General features: G+C 44.5%; 10 protein-coding genes. 1 reads left to right on the top strand and 9 read right to left on the bottom strand.

Annotated features, from left to right (window positions below):
- Window positions 1-46: 46 nt before the first annotated feature.
- Window positions 47-2,380: a translocation and assembly module lipoprotein TamL gene (gene tamL, locus M9189_RS08930; protein WP_250722480.1), complete on the bottom strand. Its 2,334-nt coding sequence runs from the start codon at window positions 2,378-2,380 to the stop codon at window positions 47-49.
- A gap of 61 nt (window positions 2,381-2,441) precedes the next feature.
- On the opposite strand from tamL, the gene M9189_RS08935 reads away from it, so the two are divergent.
- Complete coding sequence (locus tag M9189_RS08935; protein ID WP_250722482.1) at window positions 2,442-3,209, top strand: TrmH family RNA methyltransferase; 768 nt, start codon at window positions 2,442-2,444, stop codon at window positions 3,207-3,209.
- On the opposite strand, the gene porT is transcribed toward M9189_RS08935, so the two are convergent.
- The 8 genes from porT to M9189_RS08975 all read right to left on the bottom strand — a co-directional run bounded on the left by porT (window position 3,197) and on the right by M9189_RS08975 (window position 16,221).
- Window positions 3,197-3,895: a type IX secretion/gliding motility protein PorT/SprT gene (porT, locus tag M9189_RS08940; RefSeq protein ID WP_250722484.1), complete on the bottom strand. Its 699-nt coding sequence runs from the start codon at window positions 3,893-3,895 to the stop codon at window positions 3,197-3,199. The two genes, M9189_RS08935 and porT, sit on opposite strands and share 13 nt — an antisense overlap.
- 58 nt (window positions 3,896-3,953) lie before the next feature.
- Window positions 3,954-4,679 carry a bifunctional demethylmenaquinone methyltransferase/2-methoxy-6-polyprenyl-1,4-benzoquinol methylase UbiE gene (gene ubiE / locus M9189_RS08945; protein WP_250722486.1) on the bottom strand — a complete coding sequence of 242 codons (726 nt, stop codon included), beginning with the start codon at window positions 4,677-4,679 and terminating at the stop codon, window positions 3,954-3,956.
- 60 nt (window positions 4,680-4,739) lie between these two features.
- Window positions 4,740-6,968 (bottom strand): phosphoribosylformylglycinamidine synthase subunit PurL, encoded by a 2,229-nt coding sequence (gene purL / locus M9189_RS08950; RefSeq protein WP_250722487.1) that lies wholly within the window; start codon window positions 6,966-6,968, stop codon window positions 4,740-4,742.
- A 153-nt stretch (window positions 6,969-7,121) separates the two neighbouring features.
- Window positions 7,122-8,618 carry a carboxypeptidase-like regulatory domain-containing protein gene (locus M9189_RS08955; protein WP_250722489.1) on the bottom strand — a complete coding sequence of 499 codons (1,497 nt, stop codon included), beginning with the start codon at window positions 8,616-8,618 and terminating at the stop codon, window positions 7,122-7,124.
- A gap of 2 nt (window positions 8,619-8,620) precedes the next feature.
- A complete protein-coding gene (locus M9189_RS08960; protein WP_250722491.1) occupies window positions 8,621-9,619 on the bottom strand; it encodes a FecR family protein in 999 nt (332 codons plus the stop codon).
- Window positions 9,620-9,642: 23 nt separating this feature from the next.
- Window positions 9,643-10,179 carry an RNA polymerase sigma-70 factor gene (locus M9189_RS08965; RefSeq protein WP_250722492.1) on the bottom strand — a complete coding sequence of 179 codons (537 nt, stop codon included), beginning with the start codon at window positions 10,177-10,179 and terminating at the stop codon, window positions 9,643-9,645.
- A 47-nt stretch (window positions 10,180-10,226) separates the two neighbouring features.
- Entirely contained in the window at window positions 10,227-11,852 is a 1,626-nt protein-coding gene (locus M9189_RS08970) for a LamG-like jellyroll fold domain-containing protein (RefSeq protein WP_250722494.1), read from the bottom strand.
- Window positions 11,853-11,967: 115 nt separating this feature from the next.
- A complete protein-coding gene (locus tag M9189_RS08975) occupies window positions 11,968-16,221 on the bottom strand; it encodes an ATP-binding protein (RefSeq protein WP_250722495.1) in 4,254 nt (1,417 codons plus the stop codon).
- Between the last annotated feature and the right edge of the window lie 44 nt (window positions 16,222-16,265).

The raw sequence follows: 16,265 nt of genomic DNA on the forward strand, positions 1-16,265 counted from the left end.
ACAAACCCACAGCTAAGCCCAGGATACTTGTAATACCAAGAATTCTTTAGAAAGGATAACCGATAGCAAAGTTGAATGCTACATCGCTCCACTTGTACGAGCGGCTGAAGGGGATCCAATTATGTTCTGCTGTCACTGCAGGGTCATGGATTTTGAATCCGGTATCCAGACGGAATATAAAATAGCTGAAATCGAAGCGGGTACCAAAGCCTGCTCCCACCGCCAGTTGCTTGTAAAACTTATTCCACTCAAAGAGTCCTCCTTCGGGACTACTGTCACTCTTTATACCCCAAATATTACCTGCATCTACAAATAGTGCACCTTCAATCAACCAGAATAGAGGGAAGCGATACTCAAGGTTTGCTTCCAGTTTGATGTCTGCAGTCTGATTGTAAAATCTGGTAGTCTCATCAGAAAAGGTACCGGGTCCAACGGCTCTAACGGGCCAGGCTCTGATACTATTGGCACCTCCCGAGAAGTAACGCTTTTCAAAGGGAAGCACATTCAGATTACCATATGGCAATCCCACACCTGCAAAAAGCCGGTATGTAAGGGATGTATTACGATTAAATGCGTTATGGAAACGTATATCAAAGTCAGTTTTGAAATATTGTGCGTACCTTATGCCAAGGAAAGTGTTATAATCTTCCTCCCCTCCTGAACCCCAGACTGGAGCCATCAGATCCAGAATATTACCGGCCGACTCTGCTGTATACCTGAAATACCAGAAATCCCGGTTACGCTGTGTCAGCTGTTGCTGATTGTATGTATAATTATAGTTGATATTGGCAATAAGGTGGTTCTCGTAACTGTTTCGCAGGAAGGGGTTTTCCTCGATATACTCCAGAAAGCTCTGAGATATCGCAGGTATATCCACCAGATTGAAGTCGATAGGGAATAGTGAGTGGGTACTGAATCTTGAAGATCTCCAGTTGTAACCGAGTCTCGCATTGAATATCGTACGTGTATAGTCTGGTCTGCGCTGGTGATTATATGCCAGGGCTATTGTTGTTTTGGGGTTATACCTTTGTCTGAAACCCTCTATTCTGAAAGGCATAAAGAACTTGGGAAAGACAACAGAGACATCGGAACCAAATTCGATAGTCTTGAAGCTTTCACCGCTACCTCCACGTAACACGACCTGGTTTTCGCGAGCCAGCCTTGTACTGAAGGTAAAGAGTTCTGCACCGTTGAAAAGGTTCTTGTGCTGATATTTCAAACTACCGGCAGCACCCAGATTACCTGAGGAGTTTGTGCCTTCTACCTCAACAGCATAAGATTGATACTTACCCGGAATAAGATGAATTACACAGTCAAGCAGGTAGTTGCCATCCTTGTCTCTCTCACCAGGTCTTTCATAAAAGCGTATACTTATATATTTAAAGATCTGAAGGCCACTCAAAAGAGACTGAGTTCTTTCAACCAAACTGGATCTGTATATATCACCGGGAACAATGTAGTTACTGTTGGTCAGCACGTTGGGATTGAAATCCAGTTTACCTTCATAGATAATGTGAACTCCGTCATATACCAGGGTGTCGGCTGCAGGAATCCCTACATTATCCTCAAATGACAATTCCTGTGGGTCAATGTCAACATGGAAATACAGGCTATTGATGATATACCTTGCATGGTTACCTTCTGCAGTCCTGCCTGCTGCATTGGCAGCCGGCTTCATAACCACTAGAGTGTCATTAATCCTGTAGTTGCCTACAGTGCTGTCGGCAATGAAATAGATATATTCCTTTGCAAAGTTGTAGTAACCATTATTTCGCAGTGTCTCAGTAATTCTCTCCCTCTCCCTTTCGTGCATCTGGGAGGTAAAGCCCCTGCCCCTTCTCATTGAACGGTTAATAGTATCATTCAGAACAAGACTCTCCAAGCTCTTATCTTCAATTTTGTAGTATAGTTCGTTGAGTCTGTATCGTACACCTGAGTTAATATAATACGAGACTTTGGCCTTCTTGTCAGATGGAAATGACAGCTGGTAGTCGACATCCGAGAGATAATAGCCCCTATTGTTAAGGAAGAGTTTGATCTGTTCGGCAGATCTGTCAACCAGTGTTGAATCAAAAATTACCGGAGCCTCACCAATGTTCTTCAACCATCTGTTAATACCTTTGGAGTCATCGCGGCCCGATAGATTATATAATCCAAGGTGAAACTTCCAGAAACCGAGGGTTCGGAGATTTTCCTGTTGACGCAGATAAGGCTTCAGGTCGGAACGCTTTATATCACGTGCATCGCTGTATATCTGAACTCTGGATAAAAGACGCTCATTCTCGGCAACATATTTTGTGGTGCTGCACGATGCAAGCAACACAATTATAGTTACTGCCAGTCCCCCACTACGCATAAAAGCGGCCACTCTCCTGTTCATTCCAAAACTATTATAACGGCTTTTTAGTTACATTTGCAAATTAAGGTAAAATATTTGGAGCATGCTAAGCCAGAGACAGAAGAAACTGATAGCCTCAATGGCTAACAAGAAATTCCGTGACGAGTACAAGCTATTTTTGGCCGAGGGGCCAAAAATAGTTTCCGACCTCATTGTATCCGGCATGAAGCCCAGGCTGATCTGTGCTGCCCCTGGCAAGGAACTTCCTAAAGTTCTGGTTCATTTTGAAATTATCGAGATCAGTCAAAAGGAATTGGACTCCATTTCTTTCCAGATAACTCCCCAGCAGGTACTGGCACTTTTCGAACAGCCCAAGTACACCATCAATTATAATGCCATTAAACAGGAACTGGCTCTGGTTTTGGACGGCATCCAGGATCCGGGAAATCTGGGCACTATCATACGGATGGCTGACTGGTTTGGCATCAACAATATCATCTGCAGCAAGGATACCGTGGATATTTTCAACAACAAGGTCGTTCAAGCCACAATGGGTGCCCTTGCCGGGGTTAGAGTTCATTATGCTGACCTTGCTGAATTCCTTGGCACATATACAAAGTCATGTTCCAATCCTGTATATGGCACCTTCCTCGAAGGCAACAATCTTTATCAGGAAAAGTTACTGACACCTTCGGTGATAGTACTAGGTAATGAAGGAAGGGGCATCAGGGATAACATAGCTGAATACATTACTGACAAGATAACCATTCCAATGTATTCAGGTTCCCGAGGTTCGGAGTCCCTCAATGTGGGAGTTTCGGCTGCCATTGTCTGTGCAGAGTTCAGGCGGGTGGAAGCCTATTCAAAGTAAAAAGTAAGCAGGAACATTCTAGATGTAAGTCTGTCAAGCACATCCGAATAGTACACATCTTCGGGTTCGCCTGTCCCTTTCGGATCCAGCACATTCATCAGACCTATTGACACCTTTAGTTCGGTAGAAAGCCTGAAATAAGTCAGGTAATAGTCAAGTCCGGCTCCCAGTTCCCAGTACACATCAAATGGCTTAATCATCAATCCATCCTTTTTGCTCTTGGCAAGGTCGAAGCGGGGATTGATACCTGTAGTAAAAAAGGGTTTTACATTAGTCATGCGGGCTCCGTTGAACTTAACAACAAGAGGCATTTCTATATAGGTGGACTTGATTGCCAGTGGTTTCTCATCCTCCACGCCATTTTCAGAAACAAACAGCAAATCACGTTGTCCGAAACTAATGCCAGGGAGGGCACGAAGGCTTATATAACGGTTGATCCTGAAATTGGTGACCATACCAATATTAATACCAGGATTGAGTTGAGCTACATCAGCATACCTGAGGCCACCCGGTCCCTGCTCAGCCGGAACTTTTGACACCACTTTGTAATCCATTGCATTGAAGCCTATCAGGAACCCAAAGTTGAGAGCCTTGTCATCAAACCATGGCAAATTTGGAACCTTAGCCTGCGGTTGAGCAAACAGAGATCCTGATATTAGCAAAAGGGTAAGCGTGAGGTGCTTCATGTAAAGGCGTTGATATATCCGGAAAATTAATAACGCCGGCAGCCTGTATTTATTGCAACTATTTTTCAGAAATATAAATTGTAGCAATACCAAAAGTCTGTTTCCACGACCTTATAGGTTTAAGACCTGCTTTTTCAAGTTCCGCCTCAAAGTCCTTACCATCAGGAAACTGCAACACAGAGGCCGGCAGATAAGTATAGGCTGCCTTGTCTTTTGATACAAGCCCTCCCCACCAAGGAAGTATACGGGTAAAGTAGAAACCATAGAGTTGCCTTATCGGGAAGGAGGATGGCCTTGAAAACTCAAGTACATAGAGTGTACCAGCTGGTCGCAGTACTCTCTGCATCTCACTCAGCCCCCTGTTGAGATCACCGAAGTTTCTTACCCCAAAGGCTACTGTGATTGCATCGAAGCTATTGTCATCGAATGGAAGGGCTTCAGAATCTCCCTGACGTAGTTTGACTCTGTCCTGCAACCCTTTCTTCTCAACCTTTTTGGCCGCCAGCTCAAGCATACCTGAGGAGAGATCTACACCCCAGATCTCGGCATTCCTGACCGACCTTGCAATAGCAATTGCAAGGTCTCCGGTACCGGTTGCTACATCCATAATTTGCATTGCTCCTTTCCTTCGAAGCAGCTTGACAACCCTTTTTCTCCAGATTTTATCAATGCCAAATGAAAGGGTTCTGTTAAGAAAATCGTACTTAGGGGCAATATGGTCAAACATCTGTCTGACCTGATCCTTTTTTGAGCCTCCTTCGGGGCTATATGGTTTTACACTCATTTCCTGTCCTGCACTTAAAGGTGGACCGACATCGGTCTGCACGGCAAAGATAACAATTAACTATACCAGTCCGTCAACCCATTTCTGAAGATAGGATTCAAAGTCCTTTTTTATATCGCTAATAAACCCATAGGACTCGTCATCTATCCTGACCTCACCCTTGGTCACGTGACCCAGGATTGAGAATGGGAATTCCTGCTCTACCATGTAATCGACAAAGTCATCCTGCTGCTCAGGGGCAACTGACACAACTACGCGACTCTGGGATTCTCCAAAGAGGAAGGCATCCTTGCGGATCTCGGCATCTGTGGTAATATCAAAACCAAATTCGATTGGAATACCACACTCCAGCAGGGTAAAGAAGAGGCCTCCGTTGGACACATCATGCACGGACCTTACAAGTTGCTTGTTAATCAGGCCTGAAATAACCTGATGCAGCTCACGCTCTTCCTGCATATCGAAGAATGGAGGAACTGTCTCATCTATTTTGTGAATCCGGCGGAGATATTCAGAACCATTGACATCATTGCGTGAGCGGCCAATCAGGAAGATCATATCGCCCTTATGCTTGAATGCCAATGTAGTATGGTGTTTCTTGTCATTAAGCAGTCCCACCATTCCAATTATTGGAGAAGGTGTGACGGGTACGATTCGACCTTCTACTGACCTTTGGTTGTAAAAGCTTACGTTACCACTTATTACCGGAAGGCTGAAATATTTACATATATCTGCAACTCCTTTAACTGATGCCACGAAGGCCCCATAGGCCTTCGGGTCTGCCGGATTACCAAAATTGAGACAGTCGGATACAGCAAGTGGTGTTCCACCAGCACAAATTATGTTACGGGCTGCCTCTGCAACTGCAATCTGAGCTCCTTTGTAAGCATCCCCATTCATATAGCCCGGGTTGCAGTCTATGGTTGCCAACAGCGACTTCCCATTCTCACTAACCTCAATAATAGAGGCATCTGAAGGATACTTGACACTTGGGTCATCCTCACTAAGAGACCTGTAAAACTGCTTGCTGAGGTCCTTTTTGGATACAAGGTTGAGTGAACTTATCATCCGGCGAACCACAGCAGGGTAGTGATCAGGTTCAGGCAAGGTCTCGATATCAACAGATTCAGGATACTCATCATCATCTTCAAAAGGAGGATCATAGACTGGAGCTTTCCCTCCCAGACCAAGAAATTCGACAGGAATATCGGCCAGTAGTCCGCCCTCTTCAATAAGTTGAAACCTGCGTGAGTCGTTTACTTCTCCAAGGATACCAAAGTCAACTCCCTCTTCAAGTACAATGGATTTAATTCTTTCTGTCTTGTCGGGATCAAAACACAGCAACAGACGCCCCCAGGTTTCTGACACCAGAATATCACGTGGTGAGAGGCCTTCGTCACGGCGGGGTACATCCTTGGTTGTAACAGTTACACCCGAATTACCACGGGCTGCCATTTCTGTAATGGCACCAACAATTCCCTGTCCGCCAACCGGCTGAATACCTATTACAAGTTTCTCCTCTATAAGTTTCCTGATAATTCTGAAAAGTGACTTTTCAACATCGGCAGTCTTCATAAAATCGGAAGTGGTCTGCTTTGTGCCATGTCCTGTGATCACATCGGCAGCGAAGGCATCTCCGTCAACCCCTTCGCTTCCGGTTGCAAGTCCGATGACCGCAATAAGGTTGCCCTTGCCTCTGGCAACAGCTGAAACGAGCTCGTCTTTTTTGGCTACGCCAATAACCATATTATTGACAATGGGACTGGAGTTGAATGTATCGCAGAAAAAGGTCTCCCCTCCAACTATGGGTACGTCAAAACGTCTCTCAAAATCTGAAAGGCCCTTGATAACCTCATCAAAGAGCCAACGTGCAGTATCCCTGCTGTCATTACCGAAACGGAGTGAGTCAAGGAAGGCCAATGGCAAGGCGCCCATAGCAAATACATCTCTGGTTACTGCCCTGAGGCCTGTAGATGCACCTAGACGGGGTTGGACCGCGCATGGGTGATTGTGAGACTCCAGTTTGAACACACAAACCTCATCATCTCCAATGTCAACAGCACCGGAAATATCCCTTCCAGCTTCTACAACTACATTGGAACCACTTCGAGGAAGCAGTTTCAGCCACTTCAGTGAGTGCTTATAGCTTGCATGCTCAGACCACAATATTGAGAAAATCTCAAGTTCAAGGAGATTGGGATTCCTGTCCAGTATTTCGACAACCCTGTCAAATTCTTTGGAAGGCATCCCAAAGACTTCCGCATGATGTATGTTTGTCTCAGTTTTTGACATAGAGAAGAATTTATTATACTTCATTAAGGGCTTTGCGCAATAAATTTAGCATTTTAAGCCAAATAATCAGCATCCCTTACGGTATAATAAACGACAAAAACTGAAAATCATTGCAGGAAGGACCTCACACAAATACTTATTCAGCCACACGGCTTACTCAGTGGGATTCCTTTGCTTAAGCACTGACTCCAGAGCTTCGTCAGGACTTATAACATTGTAGAACTTCCAAAAATCGGGATCAAACTCTCCTATCTGATCAGAAAGAGAATAGGCAGGTCTGAAATATTCCGAAGCTGGGAATCTGATACGCCCGATAGTTTGTTCAAAGTCAGTAATAAGCAGTTCGGAAACGGTCTCAAATACAGATTTTTCCTTTTCAGAACGGTCATAGATTCTTACACTTAACTCACCTTTTACCTTTGACAGCACCCAGATCCCGTTCCATGGCCGATACTGTACCAGATAGCGGGCATAATAAGGTTTGGTCTTAAACCGCTTGGCATCACTCTTGATAAGCATGCTACGGCTACGTTTAAGCGATGGTTCAGTCATCTTGAAGTCAATACTTACCATACCCAAAGACACAGTGTCAATACGCATCTCACCCTCATAATAAATTCCTTCTTTATCGCTTTCTGGTTTGAAACCAATCCTATACACCGGTTTTCCAAATTCCTCATCCATCCCATTGTAAGAGTACTTATACTCCTGAGCCAACTCAGCTTTGGGGAGAAAATCGCCGTTTCGGATAATATCAAGTTGCGAAAAATAGTAGGGTCCTCCTACCAGCCTAAACCTTACAAGATCCATAGCCGATGTCTCACTACCCTTCCTGCCCTTTACAAAGCGAACTCTCTCCAACTCAGAGATTCTGTTGTATGGAGGCTTTACAATCTCTATAACAGCTTCCGAGACGTCAACATAGTGACCATTCTGCTTGATGGTCTCCCTGAAAAATCCCGTAAGCAGCATATGATCTGAAGAGTAATTTGCCTTGCTTCTCCTTTCTACCTCCCTTACTACCCTCAACGGATCCACACTTGTAATCCTGACCTCAGGCAACCAGATTGAATGACTCTTCATCCCAATTTCAATGATAGTATCTGTTTCGGGGATGCTAATGCCCGTACCCTGATAACCAAGGGCAGAAAACAGCAAGTGTTGCCCTGCCATCGTAGCAGGAATCTTGAAGACAAAGTGGCCGTCAAGATTTGTACTTGTTCCCAGTGCATGACCCTCAACAAAGATGTTGACTCCGGGAATACCCATTAATGATGCTGCGTCAACAACAGTTCCACTCACTGTAATAATCCCCGGTAGTGGATCATCCTTTTGTGCCTTACGCCCAATTATCACCTGACTGCCAATGATATTAACCTCTACAGTGTCATTCTCAAAAAAGGAGATTATCCTTCCCTTGTCAGAAAAATCTGCCGGATCGGCCAATATTACTGAATCAGCATTTATAGCCAGGGCGTCATAGGCAAAATCAAGACCGTGAATGACTTTAAGTGTATCAATAAGCTGAGAATAGCTGATCTGGATCCTGCCGGTGGCAGGATCCTGTGCTGTGCAGGGTTCATAAAACGAAGACAGTATCCACAATAAGCATTGCAGAATAAACAGTTTTCTATAAGCCCTGCCTTGCATAATTAGTTGTTTCGATATACCATGATCATGGCGCTGTCACCCTCATATCGCAGATTGAAGGTTCTGCATACAACATCGATGATATGATCGAAATCGTCATAGGCGAAAGTGCCAACCAGTCTTTCCTGAAGGATTGATGCATCATTGGCCACTAGCCTGGTCCCGTACACTCGTTCGAGAGTTGCAAAAACATCAAGCAGCGGACTGTCATCAAAACTAATACGACCGCTTTTCCAGGCAATGTTGTTCATGCTGAATCTAACCCTATCAAGAGTTTTGGTCCTGTGATAGAAAACAGCTCCATCACCTGCTTTTAGTCTAAGTGGTGAATCTGTACCTGTAAGTCTGACCAGGTCGACAATACCCTCAAGAACCTCGACATTGAAGGTCTCAGCACCTTCGACATTACGGACATTAAACTGGGTACCAACGACCCTGACCTCAAACTCGCCTGAACCTACTATAAAGGGATGCTTCGAATCAGGGGCAACTTCAAACCAGGCCTCGCCGCTGAGGCTTACCCGTCGTTCCTTTCCCCTGAAAGGTTGTACAACTTCAAGGCTGGCTCCCCTGTTGAGTGTTACCTTACTACCATCGCTTAGGCTTATCTCCATAGGAAGTCTGTCCCCTGCTATGTAGTTCAGATACTCGGATTTGCTGTTGTCGATCAAGTATCTCATTCCAATGCCGATAGTAAGTACAGCTGCTACTGCAGCTGCCAAACGCATCACCCTGACCCGGATTTTCCTAACCGAAACATCAACAGTCCTGGTTTTGGCCTTTTCAAGCAACTCAGCTAAAGCCCCATCAGTATCGATATTCATCTGGAGCACAGCATCATCACCAAGCTGCCACGCATTCAGCCATTCATTCCATTCCTCCCTATATCCTAAATCTGATTCAAGAAGCTGTTTATGCTCCTTAAGCTCAGCATCGGATGCTTCACCTGCCAGGATCCTGGCTGCCCTGATCTCGTCTATCATATTACTTGTATTCATCATCTTTGCGTTTTGCTGAGGTTGGTTTAGGACCTTTGTAAACTATATATTGCTGCTGGTAATTTCTCCCTAATAAACTTAAGGGCCTTACCCATGTGAACCTCCACTGTCTTGACCGAGATACCCAAATTATCGGCAATCTCTTTGTATTTCATACCATCAAAGCGGTTCATTACAAAAACTCTCTGACACTGTGGAGGAAGCATTGCTATTACTTCCTGTACTTTTTCAATAAGTTCATTGTCCGGCAGTTCCGGTTCTTCATCCTTTAGCCTACCAGCCTCTTCTATGGTTCCGGTCCTTTTTCTATCCTTTATCAGGCTTATACATCTGTTGCGAACTGACTGAACCAGGTAACCCTTAATGTTGACTATCGGGGTTTCATCACGTCGTTCCCAGACACGAATAAAAACAGACTGCACCACATCCCTTGCAGCATCGGTATCGTTGAGGAATCTGCGTGCATAGACCACCAAAGAAGCATAGTGAGTCCTAAACAGCATCTCAAATACTGTTTCATTAATCACAGAGTCACTCTTTGTACCGAACGCAGATAAGGTCATTGAATAATTGCTATTTAAACTAATGACCAAATTATTACAAAAAACCCTTACTTCAAATCACTTTTTTTTAGCTTAAATGATGTGATTAGTGCTCCATGATCGGAAGGAAAGCCAAGCTCATGTGTATTAATTACCCTTGAATGCAAGGGTTCAAGTCTGGATCCATTGTAAAAGATAAAGCTTTCCCTATCGTGAAGTACTTCTTTAAAAATTGGGGACCAGGTATGTCCCGGCCATGCCCTTACATCAGGATAGAGCTGACGGTAACTGTCAATAAAGCCTGCCCTGGTCAATGCATAAGTAGCGGGATACTCGAGAGCAACTCCATAATGCAGGTCTTTATTCTCTTCAGTCCAGTCAAGATGAGAACCCGAATTAAAATCACCAGCAAGTATAAGTGGAACATCATCATTACGGTCTACCAAGGTTTGAAGTTCCCAAACTATATATCGCATCTCAGCACCCCGACTTTCCAGTTCCCTGGCCATCAATGTATCTGGATCAGCAACTCCAGACATAATATAAGGGCCGTTATTTGGTGAGAAGTTTAGATATACCGGACAAAACAGTATCGGATTTTCGTTGGGTAGTTCTACAGTTACTGCACCAGAAGCCCTCCTTCTGTATATATCATAAGTTTCCCCCAGAGGATAGCGGCTAATCACACTCAAGCCACCACTTCTCTTGTATAGATAAAAACCCAGGATTTCAGCAACAGTCACTTCAGTCCCAAAGCCATCCTGCATTGATATTATATCAGCACCTGACTCACGTATTATTTCTGCAATTCTGTGGACACCGACAAACTTACCGGAACGCACACCTCCTCCCCAGGTGTTCCAACTCATAACTGAAATAGTATCAGGAACAGTCATACGTTGTTTGAAACCTGGAGCTTTATACTGTTCAAAAATCGCCTTTACCTGACTGTCACTCAACACCCGGCTCCAAACCGTCAGATTGTCGATTACTCCATTGTAACAGTCTATTACAGGATCGGCAGAATAAGGGTCTGCACCAATAAAAAGTCGACTGTTGAAAATCGAAAAGTCCTCTTGTGCAAGTGAATATATGGCTACAGTTACTCCGTCATAATATAGTCTTACCTCCTTCTTTTGGAAGTTTACCGAAAAACCTACCATGTGCCATTTCCCGTCATTGATAGGTTGTCTGGAAGGAAGCGGATTATAGTGAGCTTCATTGACTCCATCTGTCATATGCCAGCTCCATGAACCATAATTCCCGGTCTCAATGGTCCATCCAAAGGGTTCAAAATCTTCTATCTCGTTCTTCTGACCAACTATTACATAGTTATTAAAGTCATACGGCGATAACCTGGTCCACAGCAACAAGGTAGTTCCCGGATAGTCCGTAATCCTTGTCACCTGATCATTTGATACTATTATAGGTTTTCTGAATAATGCCGTATGAGACAAATCGAGAGCCTGGCCATCTACTCCATCTGTATAGCTCACATTTCCATGTCCCCTAAAAACCACAGGTAACACTCCAGAGTTAACTACCTCTCCGTCGAAATCAATTGAGATAAGCGGCAATGAAGGGAGTCCGGTTTTATCACCAGAAGAAAGCGAGCAAGATGAAAGCATCAGGATCAGCAATCCAAGGCAAAGTAATAGCAAGCCAGGAACTTGTTGGATACAGCTTTTCTTCATACTATAAGCTATTTTCTTATCACAGGCAACGTGCAGCGATCATAGAAAACGATACGTAAAAAAACACCAGTCGGTTGCAAAACCTGACCCAAACACCCGCCTGTCAATCTGTATTCTACAGATTCTCAAGCCTATCGATCATAAGATTCAGTTCTCTTACAAGATCTGCAAATAGGGATTCAAACTGAGGATCGTTTTCCTTATATGCCTTCTCGGTCTGTATTGACAATGGATAGATAATTGATGCTTCCATAGTGCCGGCCATACCCTTGAGAGAGTGGAGCATACGCCTTATACCTTCAGTATTTCCGGCCTTTTCAAGTTCTCTGTAGTTGTCTTCAAACTGCCTGTAATCATGACAGAAACCTCTAAGCAGACGTTTGTACAAATCACTGCGACCTCCCATCCTCTTTATTCCAGCCTGAACATTCAGTCCTTCAAGCTCAGGAAAATCATAAACAACTGTTTCATCCTCAACGCCGGTTACCTCAGTATCAACTTCTTCAGGCCCAAATACAAGGCGGTAAATTACCTTGAACATGTCTTCAGGGTCTATGGGTTTGGCCACCATATCATTCATTCCAGCCTGACGACATTTGGGCTCCACATCGGCAAAGGCATCTGCCGTCATTGCAGCAATTGGAATATCCTTCCAGCCCGCTACCTCTCTAAGCTTACGTGTTGCTTCAAAGCCATCCATCTCAGGCATGTTGATATCCATAAGAACCAGGTCATAGGGACATTTGCCCTTGTACGAGAGAGCAAGGTCTATTGCTTCCTTTCCTCCTGAGACAACATCCGACTTTATCGATGCCATAGCCAGCAGTTCCATAGCCAACACCCTATTACTTGCAGTGTCATCTACTACAAGTACTCTGAGTGGTTTCCTTTCACGAATCATATCCCTGTACAACTTTCTCCTTGGGGCATGGCCTTCGCCTGCCACACCCCCACCTAGCACATCCATTATTGCATCAAACAGCAGGGTGTAGTTGACAGGCTTGTTGAGCAATACAATATTGGTGTTCTCTACAAGGCGTTTTAGGTCTGTTTCATTAAATGGAGTGCAGAATAGAACCAGATGTTCAAAACAGTCCTTGTACTTGTCAAGTCTCTCAAGAGCCAGAACATTATCAGCTCCAAAAATATTGGTATCAAGGAACAAAATCCTGAACGGATCCAGCTTTCTCACATTCTCAAGTTCTACCTGCAGATCCTTACGGGAGTTAACAGCCCTTGCGTTGAAACCAAAGTATTGTAGCATCTTCCTGAAGGCATTGCTCGTGGTACGTCCAGCATCTGCAACAAGGACCAATTCTCCGTCAGACTCAAATGCCTTGCGCATCTGTTCCTTCTTTTGAACCTTTTGCATATCTGCCTTCACTGTAAAGAAGAAAGTACTGCCGGAGCCATATTCACTTTCAACCCAGATAGTTCCACCCATCAGATTGGTAAGTCGCTTACAAATAGCTAGTCCCAGACCTGTACCACCGTATTTCCTTGTTATAGAAACGTCGGCCTGCGTAAAGGCCTTGAAAAGATTGGCTTTTTGATCATCCTTCAGTCCGATACCAGTATCTGAAACAGCAAAGAGGAGTTCTGCCTTACCCTCATCCTCCGACTTAAGGGAAATATTTACAATCACTTCACCCTGATCGGTAAACTTTATTGCATTGTTTACAAGGTTGACCAATACCTGTTCAATACGCATCGGATCACCAATAAGGTCGAGTGGCACCTGTGGATCACAGTTGAAAATCAGGTTAAGTCCCTTTTCGTAAGCACGGAAATACACTATATCAGCAAGGTTTTGCAAAACCGACTCAAGGTCGAAGTCAATATGTTCGAGATCGAGCCTACCGGCTTCGATCTTAGAGAAATCGAGGATGTCATTAATAATACCTAGCAAGGAGCGTGAAGACGACTGAATTCTTTTCAGGTAACCCGAATGTTCTGATGATTCCATTTTCTCAATACCCAGGTGAGTCCAACCGATTATGGCATTAAGAGGAGTGCGTATCTCATGGCTCATACGTGCAAGGAAATCGCTCTTGGCCCTTGTTGCGGCCTCCGCTGCCTCCTTGGCTTTCTGGAGTTCGATAGCACTCTCGTTTCGCATCAGCACGATACCCAGTGTAGCAGCAAAAGCTTTGAAAAGCGTTATATGAGATTCGTTCCAGTTGCCCGGTAGATTATTGTTCCCAAAGCCCAGGAAGCCCCAGAACCGGTCCTTCATAAACACGGGAACAAGCATAATAGAACTGAGATTCATGCTCTTCATAAAGCTTGCCTCTGCAGGACTTGCAGTGCGGTAGTTTTCAGCCACCTCCTTACCATGGGTAAATCTGTGATACCATGTCGTAGACACAGAATCATAAGGTACAGGTTCGAAATTAGTCCTGTTGATAGGAGCAAGCACCGAACGGTCAATCTCGACAAGGTGTTCGATAAAGACTTTGGAATTGCTTCCACCCTGTTTGTTGGCAAAAACAAAGGCTCTGTCCACATCTGCACCTGCACTCATAACGCTTAGAGCTCTAACCAGTGCCTCATTGGGATCATCATTTGCAATAAGTTCCTTGACTGCTTCGGTAACACTTTCAAGAAGTCTGTCCCTCAGCATTAGCTCAGACAGAGCTTCCTTTTGTGCAGTAATATCTATGATTACCCCCTGAAGGGTGACCTTGGTTGAATCAGGTTCGTATACTGGCATCCCCTTCTCATAGACCCACTTACGGTTGCCCATAAGGTCTCGAATCCTGTACTCCATCTCATATGGTCTCTGTCGCAGTACAGCCTGCCGGATAATCTCCCTCACCTTTATCTCATCCTCTCTCTCGATGAATGGGATAAGAGACTGTCCCTCCTTTATAAATGAGTTTATGCCAAGTCCAACAAGCTTCTCTACCCCACCGCTTATGAAAAGCATTGTACGCATTGCATCATTCTGGCATATATATACAACACCGGGTACGTTAGACACAATGTTACGGTAGTTTTCACGGCTCCTTTCAAGATCTGAGAGAGCCTTGCGCAATTCAGTAATATCGGTAGAAACCCCCACGATTGATACTACCTCTCCATCCTGGTTCTGTATAGGGAATTTGTTAGACAGGAAGGTACGCCTTCCAGAGGATGACTCCATGTATTCCTCTACCTGTATGGGTTTACCGGTCTTTATAACCTCTTTGTCATTGCTGCTAATAAGTAGAGCATATTCAGGCGGAAAGACTTCCTCATCAGTTCTTCCGATAATACGGTGAGCCTCTATACCAAGCAGCTCCTCCATAGGTTGATTGACCAAGGTATATCTCCCCGTCAGGTCCTTGACATAAATAAGTGATGCACTATTATTTATTACATCATTTAGCAGTTTTCTGTTTTCTTCCAGCTGCTTATCCTTAGCCTCCCTTAGCTTCTCTTCACCGGCAACTCTTATTATATAAAGGATGGCCATTATAAAGCCGAAAGCAATAGAGGAGACAATGATGATCATTATAATCCAAAGGCTCCATCTGGACCAGTCTTTCATCGCCTGGTTGTGATAGTTGTTGGCATCCTCTACCGTTTTCTGTACGGCCAGGGAACTGTCAACCAGCATGTCTTCTGCTTCCTTTAACTCGTAGATTGCCTTTGCCAGTTCAAGGGTTTCATTCTGATAAGCACTGAGATCTCTGCTGAGGCTTTTAAGTACCTGACCGGCATGTGACCCCGGTGCGACAATGTCCTCGGGAGGAATAAGGGCCCTGATACGCTGGAACACCATTCTTACAGAATCGGGACTTACAACAACTCTGGGATAATCCCATATCTCCTTCTCAATAGCTTCGATATGAAGTAATTGAAACAGAAGTTCGTTATGTACTCCATCACCCTTAGCGAGAGCTGAACCTGCAGGAGGCCGCGGTAGCGGCTCCTGGGCAGCCAGGAATATCCTGTGAAATAGAGAATCCATACGTTGCTCGGTACGGAGTCTCTTGTCGTGAAGACTTATAAACTTAAACCAATAGGAATGGAACTTATCAATCCATTCATCCACCGGCTCCAATTCTGTACGACTTTTTGAATAAAGCCGTGTATTCCTTGCATCCTCAAGAGCATTATTGATTTCATTGATAAGGCTGTCAACGACCGAGATATCGGTTGTCTCACTGTAGAAGGAGAAGCTACGGGTCTCAATACGGGCAAGGTAAATTCGGCGAAGCAACTGGTCAACCTTCTCCGTACTTTCGATCCAGTGATTAAGTCTTTGGAATCCGTAAATGGTAGCAGCCGATACAAGCAATAGCATCAGCAGGATAATGATAAATCCTCTGAACACTTTCCTGCTAATGGAGCTGTTACTGGTCTTTATGGATCGTATCAACATGCAGAGGATTGTTTGTTTCGGCCTTAATGACTTACAAACATCGT

Origin of the sequence: Xiashengella succiniciproducens, assembly GCF_023674465.1 — a bacterium.
Lineage (GTDB): Bacteria > Bacteroidota > Bacteroidia > Bacteroidales > Marinilabiliaceae > Geofilum > Geofilum succiniciproducens.